Source organism: Salinibacter altiplanensis (assembly GCF_002894645.1).
GTDB lineage: Bacteria > Bacteroidota > Rhodothermia > Rhodothermales > Salinibacteraceae > Salinibacter > Salinibacter altiplanensis.
On the sequence record NZ_NCQY01000002.1, the window covers coordinates 168,606 to 183,499 of the forward strand.

Consider the following 14,894-nt stretch of genomic DNA (forward strand, 5'->3'; position numbering starts at 1 on the left):
AGATGGAGCTCTTCTACAACCAGTACGGCGACTCCGGGTCCCCGCTCATCATTCTCCACGGGCTCCTGGGCGCACACGGCAACTGGCACACCCTCAGCCGGACGGCGTTCCAAGACGCGGCTCGTGTGTACGCGGTAGACCAGCGCAACCACGGACGGTCGCCCCACGCCGACAGGATGGACTACTCGACCCTCGCGGCGGACCTGCGCCGGTTTACCGATCACCACGATCTGGGCCCGGCCGCCGTGCTGGGGCACTCAATGGGCGGAAAGACCGCCATGCAGACGGCGCTCGAGTACCCCGACCGGGTCGACCGCCTCATTGTCGTGGACATGGCCCCGAGGGCGTACCCGCCCCACCACACGGAGCTTCTGGATGCCCTGGCCCGGATCGATCCCGAAGGGTATGAGAGCCGAGACGCGATCGATGAGGCGCTGGCCGAGGACGTGTCGTCCTGGCCCATCCGCCAGTTTCTGCTCAAAAACCTGGACTACGATGGCGAAACCTATGCCTGGCGGATGAACTTGGACGCCATTCGTGCGCACTACGACGACATTACGGCGGCCCTGCCGACAACGTCTCCCTTTGAGGGGCCGGCCCTCTTCGTCCGGGGCGGCGCCTCGGACTACGTGACCGACGAGGACCGGGAGGGCATTCGGGCGCGCTTTCCCAACGCCGAGCTCGTGACCATCGACGGGGCGGGGCACTGGGTCCACGCCGACGCCCCCGATGCCCTGGCCGCGGTGGTGACGGACTTCCTCTCTGCAAAGACACCGTGAGCAGGGGTCGACATGGGGGGCGCCAGTTCGTAGATTGCGGGTGCATCGCTCTTGCACAACCCCCTACGTGTACTTATGGACCTAGGACTTTCGAACCGTACCGCCTTTGTGGCCGGCGCCAGCAAAGGACTGGGGCGGGCGACCGCCCACGAACTTGCCGGGGAAGGATGCAATGTTGCTGTGTGCTCGCGGAGCGGGGACCGCATTCGGGCGGCGGCGGAGGCCATTCGTGACGATACGAACGCCGACGTGCTGCCCCTGGTCTGCGACGTGACCGATGCGGAGCAGGTCGAGAGTGCCATCGCGCAGACCACCAGCGCGTTTGGCGACCTTCATGTGCTCGTAACCAACGCCGGCGGCCCTCCCTCCGGTGCGGCCACGGAGCTGAACCTGTCTGACTACCGCGACGCGGTGGAGCTCAATCTGATGAGCACCATCTCGCTCTGCGACGCCGCCCTTCCGCACCTTCGCACAGCCGCGGCGGAGGACGACCACGCCCGCATCATCATGGTGACGAGCGTGTCGTCGAAGCAGCCCATCCCCACCCTTGCGCTGTCCAACACGGCCCGGGCCGGCGTGCAGGGCTACGCCAAGAGCCTGGCCGATGACCTGGGGCCCACCGGCATTACGGTCAACACCGTGCTCCCGGGCTACACCCGCACGCAGCGGCTCGAAGACCTGGCCGATGAGATCCAGGAGCGCACGGGCCAGTCGCGGACGGAGATCGAGGCGGGCTGGGCGGACGACAACGCGCTTCCACGCATCGGGGAGCCGGACGAGTTTGCCGCGACGGTGGCCTTCCTTGCCAGTGCGCGTGCCGGCTACGTGACCGGCGTGGCGTTTCCCGTCGATGGGGGACGCAGCAAGCACCTCCTGTGAAGGGCGGTGCGCCCCAAGCCCGACCCGACAGAACATAAAAAAGCCCTGGACCGCGGGGCGGGGAGGGGAGGGCGCGGCCCAGGGCAAAAGGGAAGAATGGGAGACGACTTGTTGTCACCATCCTGTGATAAATCACTACATCGTAAGCGTGCACGGACTTTTTTGCTCCGCCAACTTTCGATGAACCGTCGTGATTCGACGCGACTTACGGTTTTCCCAAAGAAGCATCCGAAAAGCGTCTGTTCAAGGGGCTCACTGAAGATCAAGGAAGGCATCTACGGTGTCGAAAAAAGGCCCCGGAGCTTCCCAATGCGGAAGCAGCCCTCCGGGAAGGGTCTCGTGGGACAGGTCGCGGGTGTTCGAGGAAAGGGTCGTGGAGAGCTGCTCAAACGACTGCACGGTGGGGCCGGGATTGGACGGGGTAAGGAGAAGGGTAGGGCGGTACAGACGAGCATAGACGTCGTCCGCGACGTCCGCAATCGAGAGCGTGCCGTCCACGAATCGGAGGGGGGCCCGGTGAGCCCCACGGACCTGGGCCGTCTGCGCGGCGTAGTCAAGCAGCGCGTCGGGAATGGCGTCGGGGGCCAGAAAGACCTGTCGGGCGTAGTAGTCGCGGAGCGATGCCCGCCGGGTGAGGCGGTGGTAGAGCAGTTCGAATGTGCCGGTGCGGTCGGCCAGCGCAAGCCCCAGACGGCCGGGCGTGGAGGGGCCCTGAGTCGGGGCGAGGCCGGTCGGGGAAACGAGCACAAGTCGGCGCACGAGGGGGGCAGCCTGCAGGGCCACCCGGGCAGCGTACTCGCCCCCCAGTGACAGCGCGATGACATCGGCCGGCGCGTCGAGCACGTCGTTGAGGACCTGGTAGAGCTGTCGTTTGTACAGCGCTGGGGAGTAGGTCCGCGAGCCCCGATCCGACCGCCCGAAGCCGAGCCAGTCGAGCGCGTACACCGGCCGGGTGGTGCTCGTTATGAGATGCTCGGCAATGGGCTGCATCTCGCGGCTTGAGGCGACGGCGTTGAAGCTGTGGAGCAGTACGACCGGCGGGCCGGTGCCGGGGCGAACGTAGCACTGCGCACGGCCGTCCGGGCCCTCGACCGGGCGTGGCTCCAGGTCGAGCGCCGGAGGAAGAGACAGGGGGGACGGCAGGGTGCGTCGGTAGGCCCACCGGGCAGCGGTGAGTCCAGCGTAGGTCCCCATCAGGGCTGCACCGGCGGGAAGGATAGTGCGACCGAGAGACGAGGAGGAATCAGTCATCGAGAGAAAAGAGAGGAAAGAGACGATGCGTCCGAACGCCGTGCCGCCATCGGCGTTTGGGACGAATCCGCTCCCATCGTCCCAGTTCTATTCCGACAATCGGAGCCCACATGCCCCTGTAGCTCAACTGGAGAGAGCGGTGGCCTCCTAAGCCGCAAGTCCTGGTTCAAGTCCGGGCAGGGGTACTGTATTCTTCAGTCATCCACTCGCGGGAGCATGGGCACCTGTACAGCCACGAACCAGGACGGATCGTCCTGCAGCAACGACGCGATGGACGGCAGCGACTACTGTCATGTGCACCAGAAGTCGTCGGGGACGCCTCCTGCCCTCCAATCGAAAGACGAACATGGGTTCTGGCCCATGCTGGGGAGCGCCCTCGCTGTGATTCTCGCGGTCCACTTTCTCCTCCAGTTTGTCCTGGCCCTGTGAGGGCGACTGGCCCCGAGAGGCGCCTCCTTTTGCGGAAGGGGCAGAGATCACTCCAGGGCATCGTCGATGTGGGGACGGAGGTCATCGATCGTCTCGTACATCCACTCGAAGTAGTCGGCGTGTTCGGCCTGGATTTCGCGGAGGGTCTTCCCGTCGTGCTTGCCAAAGCACACCACCACCGCGTCCCCGTCCTGCTTGAGGCGGCGCTGGTCGTCGAGATAGTCGCCCCGAATTCGTTGGGCGAGGCCGGCCGGCGTGCCGTCGATGTCGTGCTCGGCGAGTTGTCGCTGCAGAACCATCCCGGTCGCCTCCACGTCTCGGAGGGCGTCGTGGGCCTCGTCGAGTGTGCGGTCGGTGTACCGCTCGTAGAGCGCCGACAGGGTGCGCGGGCGCAGGATCTGCTCCAGGCGGTACGGGTCGAGGACGACGCGGTCGTCGGGGCCCGGAAGCGTCCGGCCGTGCCGTTCAAATTCAGCCTGGAGAAGGGGAACGTCGTATGCGAGGGCGTTATAGCCGGCTAGGTCCGCGTCGGCGAGCAGTCGGGCAAGGCGGTCGAGGTGGTCCGGCAATGGGGGCGCCTGCCGGACAGCGTCGGGCGCAAGGCCTGTCAGGTCGGTGACGGCGGTCGGGATTTCCTCTTGCGGGTCGACGAGCACGTCGAGGGTCTCGCCCAGCGCAGCTCCCTCGTCGCTCGGCACGAAGCGTTGCATCCCAATCTGGATGATGCGGGCCGTTTGAGGGTCCGTGCCGGTGGCTTCGAGATCGAAAAAGACGAGGGGGCGTTCGAGGTGGAGCACGAGAAGACAGTCACGGATGGAACGAGCGGCACACACGTCCTCATATGCACGACTCGGACGAAAGATCGCCGTTCCCTTGACCGGGGAAGGTTAGTGCTGGGGGAGCACCGAGTCGAGCCACTGCACGAGCGCGCTTTCGTTGTCCTGCGTGCGCAGCTCCAGAAGCGTCCGCTGGAGCGCAAATTCCAGGAGGAGGCTCTTCGACACGGTCGCTGTGTACCGGGAACCGAGAACCGACACAGCCTTCTCGAGCTGGCGAAAGAGGTCTGCCCGCACAGACCCCGCGGGGACGGGTTGTAGGGCGGGATTCGGTTCGGGAAGTTCCGACGGATCTGCCATGGAAAGGGCGAGCTTCTGGTCCAGGGACGACGCCTCCGTGGGGGCGGCGGACCCGCGGGACAGGGCTTCTTCACGCCCGGGGGAGGGGGGAGGAGGCGTCGTCGCCTGTTCGGTGGCATCGGTGGGAGAGGCGCTGTACACCATGTCCCGGTCCACCGCTTTCATCCAGCCCGGGACAGTGCCGTCGCCGTTGAACGAGTTGGGGGAGGACGACTTGCTCATGGGAACGTCGGAATCAGGCAGAAATCACGCGGCAGTCGCAACGCGGGAGCGTTCCACGACTTCGTCGGCGAGGGCGAGGTAGTAAGAGGCTGCGTCGGAGGCGCCTTCGTACTCCATGATATTCGTGCCGTGGGTGGCCACCTCGTTGACCTTGGAGCGCCACGGAATGGCGGTCTCAAAGAGAACGTCGGAGTAGACCTCCTCGAACTTCTCTTGCATGTCGCTTACGAGGCCGGAGCGCAGATCAAGGTCGTTGGGCAAAAGGCCCAAGATCCGGAGGCTGTCGTTGTGTACCTTTCGGATCTGCTTGATGGTGTTCTGAAGCTGGCTGACGCCCCGCATGCTGAACCGGTCGGCGTGGATGGGAACGATGATGCCGTCGGCCCCGGCCAGGGCCGTCGCGATGCTGCGGCCGAGCGACGGCGGGCAGTCCACCAGGCAGTAGTCGTGTTGCATCGAGGAGCTGGAATTGCGCTGCACCTCGGCCGTCCGAAATTCCTGCACGCGACACCGGAATTGTTGGGGAAAGATGGGGCTCCGCCCGATTACCGAGTCGAAGCTTGCCGCCGCCATGCGCCGGTCGGAGGGAATGAAGTCGACCCCCACGGACGAAGAGGACCGGAGCACGTTGGCGAACGCCCAGTCGTCGGATTCGTCCCCGTCCCAGGTGGCGAGGGAGTCGAAAATGGTAGCGTCGTCTTCGGTCGCCTCCCGCCCCATGAGCCAGTCGGTGGCGTTCATTTGGGGGTCGTAGTCAATGACCAAGGGGTCGTGGCCCTTGTGCTTGAGGGCCGTGGCCAGATTGACACTCGTAACGGTCTTCCCGACTCCGCCTTTCTGATTGATGACGGCAATGGTGTACATGGCACTGTGGGGCATCGGCGAAGAACGAGAACTGTGGCAGCGAACACTTTGGAAGGCCACAAAGAGCGTTCCGGAGCAGGGAGAACGCGACACCGCGGGGGGATGGGCGGAAGAAATGGGAAAAAGTACCCGTGTCGATGGGTGTATATGTACGTCACTGGAGGTGTCCGGTCCGGACTCCGAGACGTTGGGCGTAGCGATGGCCCGCACAGGTCTTGTCCGACCCTTCGGTGCTGCGCACGGACGAGGTACACAGGAAGTAGGGAGAGGGGGCACGGTCCCCGAGTCGGCACGAGGCGAATTCACCCCGTGGCGCAGTGGGCAAAAATGTGGGGGCCGGGCGGACCATCGTGGGGCACGACGTTTACAACTCAATGTGTTGTTCGAAGATTAATCCCACACCGAGACACCGTGGGCGACCGGCACGAAGGGGCCCGAGTGCTTCCCATGGCGGCCCTGCCGGAGGGGTACAGAGCCCATTTTGGCCAAAATCTGCGACCCCACAGTGCCGGAAGTGGAGCGCCCGAGGTTCCTCCGAGAAAACCATCAGACAGTCCGCCAAGCAGCTTCGCACCCTGTCTCTTTCCGCAACCCTGCCGCACAATGCCTTCTGCGTACCTGGGGCTCGGGTCCAACAAAGGGGATCGCCTGAAGCATCTACACGGGGCCGCCGAGCGCCTGCACCAGCGCGATGGCCTTCGCGTGACGGGCGTTTCGCCCGTGTACGAGACCGAGGCCCACACGCCCTCGCCGGACGAAACCCAGCCCCCATTCTTGAACGCTGTGCTTCGCTTGGCCGCCGAGGCCACCCCGGACGTTCTCCTCCGGACCGCACACGTGGTAGAGCGGGCAGAGGGACGCGCTCGGGCCACCGAACAGCGGTGGGGGCCACGCCCGCTGGACGTCGACCTGCTGGCGGTGGGGGCCCTCACGCGAGACACCGAGACCCTCACGCTCCCCCATCCCCGCCTCGCGGATCGCCGGTTCGTGCTCCGGCCGTGGACCGATCTCGCGCCAAACTTCGTCGTTCCACCGCCGTTTGACCGATCTGTTCAGTCGCTGCTCGACCGGTGTACGGACCCGGCCGCCATTCGACGGACCGAGCACACGCCCGGGGAAGGGACATTTTCCTCCGGAGCTCCCAGCGTGTGAGTTGCGGTCCTCCGGGGGCAGACGCTCCGCGCCGGCGGGCCCGGTCGAACCTGCCGTACGACATTCTTCTTGAACTCGCTGCGCCCAATGCCCTCGATGACCCCGCCGGATGCTCTCGACTACGTGGCCATCGAAGGGGCAATCGGGGCCGGCACCACCGCCCTCACCGAACTTCTGACTGACCGCTTCGAGGCCGACCCGGTGCTTGAGCGGTTTGAGGAAAACCCGTTTCTAGAGCGCTTCTACGAGGATCGGGAGCGGTGGGCCTTCCAGACGCAGCTCGCCTTCCTGGCAAGTCGGTTTCGGCAGCAGAAGGAGCTGTCCGAACGTGACCTCTTCCGCGATTTCGCGGTCAGCGACTACACGTTCGACAAGGACCGCATCTTCGCCCGCCAGACGCTGGGCGGCGATGAGCTGCAGCTCTACGAGTCGCTCTTCCGTCTCATGGAGCCGACCATCCCGTCGCCCGATCTCGTGGTGTACCTGCGCTCCTCTCCCGAGCGGCTTCTGCAAAACATTGAGAAGCGTGACCGGCCCTATGAGCGTGACATGGACCCGGACTACATTGCGGACCTCCACGCGGCCTACGACCAGTACTTTCGGCAGTACGGGCGCACCCCGCTCCTCGTGGTGAATGTTGCGGAGATGGACTTTGTGGAGCGTCCGGCGGATTTTCGGGCACTGGTGCAGCACATTGTCGCCCCGTCCGACGAGCGCACCCGCTACGTCCACCCGTCGTAGTGGCCCGGCTCGTTCCGACAGCACGGCCTTTCGACGACGCGCACGATGGAGTATCTCGCTCTCGGCATCATTCTGTACTTTATTCTGCGGACGTCCGGGAACCTCGTCCGCCTGATGGGGGGCGAGCAGGGCACGTCTTCGCAGGCAGGACCGGTGCACGAGTCCTCGCCCCGGCAGACGAAGTGGGAGGGCCCCTCGCCCCGGCAGCGGACGGGGACGGCGCGTGACGGGCCGACGTTCTGGGGCGAGGACGTTGAGGACGCGCGCTGGCAGGACCTCAACGGAGAGGCCGGCTCCCCCGACGCGTCTCGCTGACGCCCGGTCGACGTCACTCGGGCGTGCCGAACTCGAAGGTGAGGGTCGTCTGGCTTGAAACCGGCTGGCCGTTCTGCTGGGCGGGACGGAAGCGGGACCGTTGGGCCGCGACCAGGGCCGCCGCCTCTAGGCCATGGTCCAACTGTGCGACGGCGTGGACACGTCCCTCCTCCGCAAGCCGCCAGCGTTTGAGGACGGTCGCCTCTGTGACCCGTCCCGCCTCCGATACCTGCACGGCGACGCGGATTCGGGCCTGTATGCTCTCCTCACGGGCGGCGGCCGGATAGTTAGGCTGCACGGCCCGGAACAGGCGAGCGTTGGTGTCGGGCGTGCGGGCCGCGCGGGGCGTGTCGGTCGTGCCCTCCCGCAATTGGTCGTCGTCCTCGGGGGCGTCGACGGCCAGGGCGGACGTGCCAAACTCAAGCTCTTCTTCGATCACAACATTGTTGGGAACGACGTTCGGAGGCACCGGGGCCGGCGGGGGCGGCGTCTGCTCTCGAGACTGGGCCGTCGGCTGCACCTCATTGATCTGGATGCGGTCCGGGCCCCGCTTCCCGAATGGGCCCTCTGGAGCCTGTGGGGCGGGAGCAGGCCACCAGCGTACGAGTGCAACGCCGAGCGCCAGCACGACCGCCAGCGCCCCGAGAAGGCGTCGCCGGTACGCCTGATCGGACGTGGAGAAGGTAGAACGACGCATCGGACGGATGGGATGTGAGGCTTCGGCACCGTATCTTTAAAAACGGGGGCGAACATCTGTTTCTAGGCAGTAGACGCCACCATTCCCCAGTGTCGACACACGCGAAACATTGAGGGCTTCCGAAACGAGACTTTGATCAAGAACGCTGGTTGCGAAACTTTTCGGGCAGCTTGTACTTTGATCGGCAGAATTTACGGTCCTCAATCAACACTGGGTGTCATGCTCCCTGACATTCCCCCCGACCCCGAGCCTTGCTCACCGGCACTGGCCTCATTGGATTAGACCTTCTGTCCTCCCCATTTGGGGAGGTTTTTTTATGGCCTCAGGCGCCGCCGTCCGTCACCGATCCTCTACCCATACCATGTCCCACACTTCGTCGTCCTCCACCGCCCATGACCCGGCCAAACTTGTTCTGTCCGACGGCACTGTCGTCTGCGGCGTTGCGCTCGGACAGCGGGGGCTCACCGGCGGGGAGCTGTGCTTCAATACGAGCATGACGGGGTACCAGGAGATCATGACGGATCCGTCGTACTACGGTCAACTCATGATGATGACCCAGCCCCACATCGGCAACTATGGCGCCTCGGCCGAAGACATGGAGGCCGACGCGCCGATGGTGGCGGGCTTTATCGTCCGCGACTCCCCTCGGCACTCCAACACCCAGGCCGATGAGCCCCTCGAGGCGTTCATGCGGCGCCACGGCCTCGTGGGCATCGCGGGGGTCGACACCCGGGCCCTCGTGCGGCACGTGCGGGACGAGGGCGTCATGAACGCCGTCATCTCGTCCGAGAACCTGGAGACGGAGGCGCTCAGGCAAAAAGCGAAAGACTGGCCCAGCATGGCGGGGCGTGAGCTGGCCTCGGAGGTAAGCACTGAGGGCCCCCATGTCTTCTGCGAGGGCACTGGGCCGCGCATCGCGGTGTACGACTTCGGGGTGAAGCAGAACATCTTGCGCTCGTTCCGCCGGCGCGGCTGTACGGTGAAGGTGGTGCCGGGCGACACGGACCTGAGTGACGTGCTCGCCTGGACCCCCGACGGGATCTTTTTCTCGAATGGCCCGGGCGATCCGCGCCCGATGGACGACGCCATCGAAACCGTGAGCGAGGCCATCGACACGGGGCTACCCCTCTTTGGAATCTGCCTCGGCCACCAGCTGATGTCACTGGCGGAAGGCATTGAGGTCTACAAGATGCACGTGGGCCACCGCGGGGCGAACCACCCGGTTAAGAACCTGGATACCGAACGGGTGGAAGTGACAACGCAAAACCACGGCTTTGCGGTCGACCCCGAGTCGATTGCGCCGGAGGTCGCCCGCGTGACGCACGTCAACCTGAACGACGACACGGTCGAGGGGCTTGAGTTCAAGACGTTTGCCGGCATGTCCTTGCAGTACCACCCGGAGGCCTCCCCCGGCCCGCACGACAGCCATTACCACTTCAACCGGTTCATGGAGCTGGTGGCCGAGACGCGAGACGTGACGCTGCCGGAGAAAGCGACCGAGCCCGCGGTCGCGACGACGTGAGCGAGGAACGGTTGGTTGGCAACGGCGGCACGGCAAAGACAGAGGCCTGAGATCCGTCGGGGGCTGAAAGGGCCCCGATGTTACTCCCCATCACGTATCACGCACCACGCACGTCCCCAATGCCCAAGCGCACCGATATCGAGACCATTCTACTCATTGGGTCCGGCCCGATTGTGATCGGGCAGGCCTGCGAGTTTGACTACAGCGGCAGCCAGTCGGCCCGGGCCCTGATGGACGAGGGCTACCGGGTGGTTCTGGTGAATTCCAACCCGGCCACCATTATGACCGACCCGCTGATGGCCGACAAGGTGTATCTCCGGCCGCTCACGCCGTCGTCCATCGCGCAGATTGCCCGCGAGGAGGCGCCGGACGCGGTGCTCCCCACGATGGGGGGGCAGACTGGGCTCAACGTGGCACAGGACCTGAAGAAAAATGGATTTTGGGACGAGCAGGACATCGAGGTAATCGGCGTCGACATCGACACGGTCCAGATTACGGAGGACCGCCAGAAGTTCCGGACGCTGATGGATGACATCGGGCTCGATCAGTCGCGCAGTGACACGGCCAAGAGCCTGCTGGAGGCCAAAGAAATCACCCAGGAGCTTGGGGGGCTACCGGTCGTCATCCGCCCGTCGTACACGCTTGGGGGAGCGGGCGGGGGCATCGTCTGGAAGGAGGAGGAGTTCGAGGAGATGGTGACCCGCGGCCTGGAGCTCTCCCCGGCCCACCAGGTGCTGATCGACGAGTGCCTCTTCGGGTGGAAGGAGTACGAGTTGGAGCTGCTGCGCGACCCCAACGACAACGTCATCATCATCGCCTCCATCGAGAACGTAACGCCGATGGGCGTGCACACCGGCGACTCGGTGACCGTCGCGCCGCAGCAGACGCTCACCGACAAGCAGTTCCAGCGGATGCGGGACGCGGCGATCAAGGCGATGAACTCGATCGGCACCTTCGCGGGGGGCTGCAACATCCAGTTCGCCTTCGAGCCGGGCACTGGGCGCATGATCGTCATCGAGATCAACCCGCGGGTGAGCCGCTCCTCCGCCCTCGCCTCGAAGGCCACCGGCTATCCCATTGCGAAGGTGGCCTCGAAGCTGGCGATCGGCTACACGCTCGACGAACTGCCCAACGAGGTGACCGGCGACACGAGCGCCTGCTTCGAGCCGTCGCTCGACTACGTCGTCACCAAGGTCCCGCGCTTCAACTTCGACAAGTTCGAAGGGGTAGACGAAGAGCTGACCACCCAAATGAAGGCCGTCGGCGAGGTGATGTCGATTGGGCGCACGTTCAACGAGAGTCTGCAGAAGGCCTGGCAGAGTCTCGAGATTGGGTACGCGGGGCTTGGCGCCGACCGCCCGGACGCCGCCCGCGAGACCGTTCGTGAGCGGCTGAAGAGTCCGCACTGGGACAACCTGCTGCACGTCCGTCATGCCTTTCGCTACGGGGCGAGCGTAGAAGAGGTGTACGACATCACCCAGATCGACAAGTGGTTCCTCTACCAAATTCAGGACCTCGTGGCGCTGGAGGACGAGATCCGCTCCACGCCCCTCCGCGAGATGGACACCCGCTTTCTCCGGGAGGCCAAGCGCGCGGGCTTCTCCGATGAGCAGATTGCCTTTCTCGTCCCCGAGGATGTGTCCGACCGCGAGGTGCGTGCCCACCGGACGGAAGAGGACGTGACCCCGGCCTACCAGCTCGTCGACACCTGTGCCGGCGAGTTTCCGGCCGAGACGCCCTACTACTACTCCAGCTACGAGACCGTCAACGAAAGCGAGGTTACCGACAAGCCGAAGGTGCTCATCCTGGGCTCCGGCCCGAACCGCATCGGGCAGGGCATCGAGTTCGACTACTGCTGCGTCCACGGGGTGAAGGCCGCGCAGGAGATGGGCTACGAGGCGCTCATGCTGAACTGCAACCCCGAGACGGTGTCCACGGACTTCGACGTGGCGGACAAGCTCTACTTCGAGCCCGTGTTCTGGGAGCGGGTGCAGGACGTGATCGACTTGGAGCAGCCGGAGGGCGTCATCCTGCAGCTCGGCGGGCAGACGGCGATCAAGCTGGGCGAGCGGTTCGAGGAGGATGGCTTCCAAATTTTTGGAACCTCATATTCGAAAATGGACCTCGTGGAAGACCGCGGCAAGTTTACGGACATTCTCCAAAAGCTGGAGATCCCGTTTCCGCCCTACGGCGTGGCCCACTCGGTCGACGAGGCCCTCGAGACCGCCGACCGGCTCGGCTATCCCACGCTCATCCGGCCCAGCTACGTGCTCGGCGGTGAGGGCATGCGCATCGCGATCAATGAGGACGAGGTGGCCGAGTACGTTCAGAATGTGCTGGACATGTACCCCGACAATGAAATCCTGCTCGACCGTTTCCTGGAAGACGCGGTGGAGCTGGATGTGGACGCGATCTGCGATGGGGACGAGGTGTGGATCGCGGGCATGATGCAGCACATCGAGCCGGCAGGGGTTCACTCCGGCGACTCGACCGCCGTCCTGCCGCCGTTTAGCCTGTCCGATGAGGTGCTCGAGACAATCCGGGACTACGTGCGTGCCCTCGCGTTCGAACTGGATGTCCTTGGCCTCGTGAATGTACAGCTTATCGTCAAAGACGGAACGGTGTACGTCATCGAAGCCAACCCCCGTGCCTCCCGCACGATTCCCTTCATCGCCAAGGCGGCCGACATTCCGATTCCCGCCATCGCTACCAAGGTGATGCTGGGCGAAAAGCTGGAGACCTTCCGCAGGCGCGGCGATCTGGAGTCGGACCTGGAGGACTACGCGATCAAGGAGCCGGTCTTCTCCTGGGACAAGTTCCCAGAGGTGCCCAAGGAGCTGGGGCCCGAGATGAAGTCGACCGGCGAGTCGATTGCGTTCGTGGAGTCGTTGGACGCCGACCAGTTCGAGCAGCCCTACGAAATGAAGGACCTGTACCTGTCCCGGTAGGCACCCACATTGTAGGCACCCACATTCGTGCTGGCACTGCGGATGAACGTGGAAGGCCGTTTGGGAATTCGCGGAGCGAAGCGGTGCCCTCGACGAACGTCTTCTTGTCCGGATCGGGACCTATCGAGGCCCCCCTTCCGAACGGTCGGTGACGTCGGGCTTCTGTTACCCACGGAGGGGGACCTGCGGCCCAAAAGATCCCATGGTTTTTGGATCTTTGAGCCCTGCAGAAAATGGTTCTTTTCCTTGTCCGTCGGCCCCGTCGCCAAAAGCGCTGGGGGAGAGTGCCCACGTCCATAACGCGTCCGTATCTCCTGTTGCTCATTGCCTGGGCGTGGGGGGCCGTTCCGGTGTCGGGGCAGGCAGTACACGCCCCGCTGCCTCGTGCCGTCCCGTCCGTGAGCGAGCTCGCCCGCCGTGCCATAGCCACAGATGGGCCCTGGGGACCGCGTGCGGGGAGGCCTTTCGTGAGAGAGAGCTCGTCTGGGCGCTCGCCCCTGCGAGGACTGGCCCCCGCCTCCCCGCCGGGCGCCCCCGAGTCTCTCCCCCGGTTCCGATACGCCCTCCTGGGCGGTGCGGTGGGAATTTCGGTCAGCGTTGGGATGCTTGCGCTGCTGTCGGACACCGATCTCGCCGACCGTCACGACCGAACGCAGTACGGAGACACCGAAGAGCGGCGGGTTCAGGGCGCCGCGTTGCTGCTGATTGTGGGAAGTGCGCCGATTGGGGCTGTGATTGGGGCCGGGCTTGCCGACGATGGGCTTCCGGGCGAGGCCCTCCTCGCCGCGGGGCTCGGAGAGCTGATCGTTGGTGGAATGGGAGCCTTGGTCGGCATCGGGGGAACGGCCCTCGTGGGCGGTGGGCCGCAGGCACAACAGGTGGGGGCAGGTGTAGGGGCGGGGATGGGAGCGGCGGTCGGGGCTGCCCTCGGGGCCACGCTCTCTGCTCGAGACGAGCACGGTGCCCTGTCTTTCCGAGACGGAAGATGGTCTGTCGGGGTCCCAGACATCACAATCCGTCCCACCCCGCACCGTGACCTGCCCGTGGGGGCGCGTGTCCCTCTCGTCACGGCCCGCCTTTAGGGCGACAGTCGTTTCCGGACAACGTTCATGGAGACGGATGAACTTCTCTGTGCCCCGAAGGTACAGCGAACCGTTGGCGGAACGCACCGCTTCCGCATTCAGTGACTCAGTCCCCCAAGTTCTTCCGGTCGTGGTCGCACGCGAAGGATATACGATTATTGCCGTTGCGGCGGGCCTGGCGCTCGTGCTGGCCGTGGGGGCGTTCTGGGTAGAGTCGTGGCTCTGGCGGGGACCGATGCTCGTCCTTGCGGCCGGCGGGCTGGCGTTTACCCTGTACTTCTTCCGAGATCCAGAGCGCACTCCGCCGTCAGACGCGCTGGAGGCCGGCATCGTGGCCCCCGCCGACGGCCGGGTCGTGGAGATTGTGAATGAGGACGCCCCCCTGTACCTCGACGGCCCAGCCCGGCGGATTTCCATCTTTCTCTCGCCGCTGGACGTGCACGTAAACCGGGTGCCGGCACGGGGCGTCATCGAACACGCGACGTACCGTCCTGGGGACTACCTCGTGGCCTGGCACCCGAAGGCCAGTGAGAAGAATGAGCGGTCCGAGTTTGGGCTGCGGCACCCCAGTGGCACGAAGCTCTTGTTCAAGCAAATCGCCGGGGCCGTGGCCCGTCGGATCGAGTACGATCTCCAAGAGGGGGATACTGTAGAGACCGGGCAGCGCTTCGGCATCGTCAAGTTTGGGTCCCGGATGGACCTGCTCGTGCCGTCGTCGGTAGAGCTTTGTGTGAAGGAGGGCCAGGCGGTGCGGGCGGGCACGACGGTCTTGGGCCACATCCGAACGCCTGGCGCCGACCGTGCGCGGCCTCCTGGGGCACCATCCGCATCTACCGCCTCGCCCGTCCGCCGTTCGTCTGCTTCCTGATTGCTGACT

At 65.1% G+C, this 14,894-nt stretch carries 15 protein-coding genes and 1 tRNA gene; 11 read left to right on the forward strand and 5 right to left on the reverse strand.

What is annotated here, in order from left to right:
- Positions 1-2: 2 nt before the first annotated feature.
- Together B7R93_RS00805 and B7R93_RS00810 are read left to right on the forward strand one after the other, a co-directional pair.
- A complete protein-coding gene (locus B7R93_RS00805) occupies positions 3-779 on the forward strand; it encodes an alpha/beta fold hydrolase (RefSeq protein ID WP_103018953.1) in 777 nt (258 codons plus the stop codon).
- Between the two features lie 75 nt (positions 780-854).
- Positions 855-1,658, forward strand: a complete 804-nt coding sequence (locus B7R93_RS00810) for an SDR family oxidoreductase (protein WP_103018954.1) — start codon at positions 855-857, stop codon at positions 1,656-1,658.
- Between the two features lie 252 nt (positions 1,659-1,910).
- Here the strand turns inward: B7R93_RS00810 and B7R93_RS00815 are convergent, their stop codons facing one another.
- A complete protein-coding gene (locus B7R93_RS00815) occupies positions 1,911-2,909 on the reverse strand; it encodes an alpha/beta hydrolase (protein ID WP_103018955.1) in 999 nt (332 codons plus the stop codon).
- 112 nt (positions 2,910-3,021) lie between these two features.
- Here B7R93_RS00815 and B7R93_RS00820 point away from each other — a divergent pair.
- Positions 3,022-3,094, forward strand: a tRNA-Arg gene (locus B7R93_RS00820).
- 31 nt (positions 3,095-3,125) lie between these two features.
- On the forward strand, positions 3,126-3,338 hold the full coding sequence (locus tag B7R93_RS00825; RefSeq protein ID WP_103018956.1) for a hypothetical protein: 213 nt from the start codon (positions 3,126-3,128) through the stop codon (positions 3,336-3,338).
- A 47-nt stretch (positions 3,339-3,385) separates the two neighbouring features.
- On the opposite strand, the gene B7R93_RS00830 is transcribed toward B7R93_RS00825, so the two are convergent.
- The 3 genes from B7R93_RS00830 to B7R93_RS00840 form a co-directional block, all read right to left on the reverse strand.
- A complete protein-coding gene (locus B7R93_RS00830; RefSeq protein WP_103018957.1) occupies positions 3,386-4,135 on the reverse strand; it encodes a 3'-5' exonuclease in 750 nt (249 codons plus the stop codon).
- A gap of 90 nt (positions 4,136-4,225) precedes the next feature.
- Complete coding sequence (locus B7R93_RS00835; RefSeq protein WP_103018958.1) at positions 4,226-4,696, reverse strand: hypothetical protein; 471 nt, start codon at positions 4,694-4,696, stop codon at positions 4,226-4,228.
- A 24-nt stretch (positions 4,697-4,720) separates the two neighbouring features.
- The gene (locus B7R93_RS00840; RefSeq protein ID WP_103019194.1) at positions 4,721-5,560 is read right to left on the reverse strand and encodes a ParA family protein; all 840 of its coding nucleotides are present in this window, start codon (positions 5,558-5,560) and stop codon (positions 4,721-4,723) included.
- 603 nt (positions 5,561-6,163) lie between these two features.
- Here B7R93_RS00840 and folK point away from each other — a divergent pair.
- The 3 genes from folK (at position 6,164) to B7R93_RS00855 (ending at position 7,768) form a co-directional block, all read left to right on the forward strand.
- Positions 6,164-6,712, forward strand: a complete 549-nt coding sequence (folK, locus tag B7R93_RS00845) for a 2-amino-4-hydroxy-6-hydroxymethyldihydropteridine diphosphokinase (RefSeq protein WP_103018959.1) — start codon at positions 6,164-6,166, stop codon at positions 6,710-6,712.
- An 87-nt stretch (positions 6,713-6,799) separates the two neighbouring features.
- Positions 6,800-7,453 (forward strand): deoxynucleoside kinase, encoded by a 654-nt coding sequence (locus tag B7R93_RS00850; protein ID WP_103018960.1) that lies wholly within the window; start codon positions 6,800-6,802, stop codon positions 7,451-7,453.
- A 45-nt stretch (positions 7,454-7,498) separates the two neighbouring features.
- On the forward strand, positions 7,499-7,768 hold the full coding sequence (locus B7R93_RS00855) for a hypothetical protein (RefSeq protein WP_103018961.1): 270 nt from the start codon (positions 7,499-7,501) through the stop codon (positions 7,766-7,768).
- A 13-nt stretch (positions 7,769-7,781) separates the two neighbouring features.
- On the opposite strand, the gene B7R93_RS00860 is transcribed toward B7R93_RS00855, so the two are convergent.
- Positions 7,782-8,465 (reverse strand): energy transducer TonB, encoded by a 684-nt coding sequence (locus tag B7R93_RS00860; RefSeq protein WP_232797877.1) that lies wholly within the window; start codon positions 8,463-8,465, stop codon positions 7,782-7,784.
- 361 nt (positions 8,466-8,826) lie between these two features.
- Here B7R93_RS00860 and carA point away from each other — a divergent pair, with 361 nt between their 5' ends.
- The 4 genes from carA to B7R93_RS00880 all read left to right on the forward strand — a co-directional run bounded on the left by carA (position 8,827) and on the right by B7R93_RS00880 (position 14,885).
- A complete protein-coding gene (gene carA / locus B7R93_RS00865) occupies positions 8,827-9,987 on the forward strand; it encodes a glutamine-hydrolyzing carbamoyl-phosphate synthase small subunit (RefSeq protein WP_103018962.1) in 1,161 nt (386 codons plus the stop codon).
- 119 nt (positions 9,988-10,106) lie between these two features.
- On the forward strand, positions 10,107-12,935 hold the full coding sequence (carB, locus tag B7R93_RS00870) for a carbamoyl-phosphate synthase large subunit (protein ID WP_103018963.1): 2,829 nt from the start codon (positions 10,107-10,109) through the stop codon (positions 12,933-12,935).
- A gap of 602 nt (positions 12,936-13,537) precedes the next feature.
- Positions 13,538-14,017, forward strand: coding sequence for a hypothetical protein (locus B7R93_RS00875; RefSeq protein ID WP_103018964.1), 480 nt, complete (start codon positions 13,538-13,540; stop codon positions 14,015-14,017).
- Between the two features lie 130 nt (positions 14,018-14,147).
- Positions 14,148-14,885: a phosphatidylserine decarboxylase family protein gene (locus B7R93_RS00880; RefSeq protein ID WP_198598548.1), complete on the forward strand. Its 738-nt coding sequence runs from the start codon at positions 14,148-14,150 to the stop codon at positions 14,883-14,885.
- Positions 14,886-14,894: the final 9 nt, after the last annotated feature.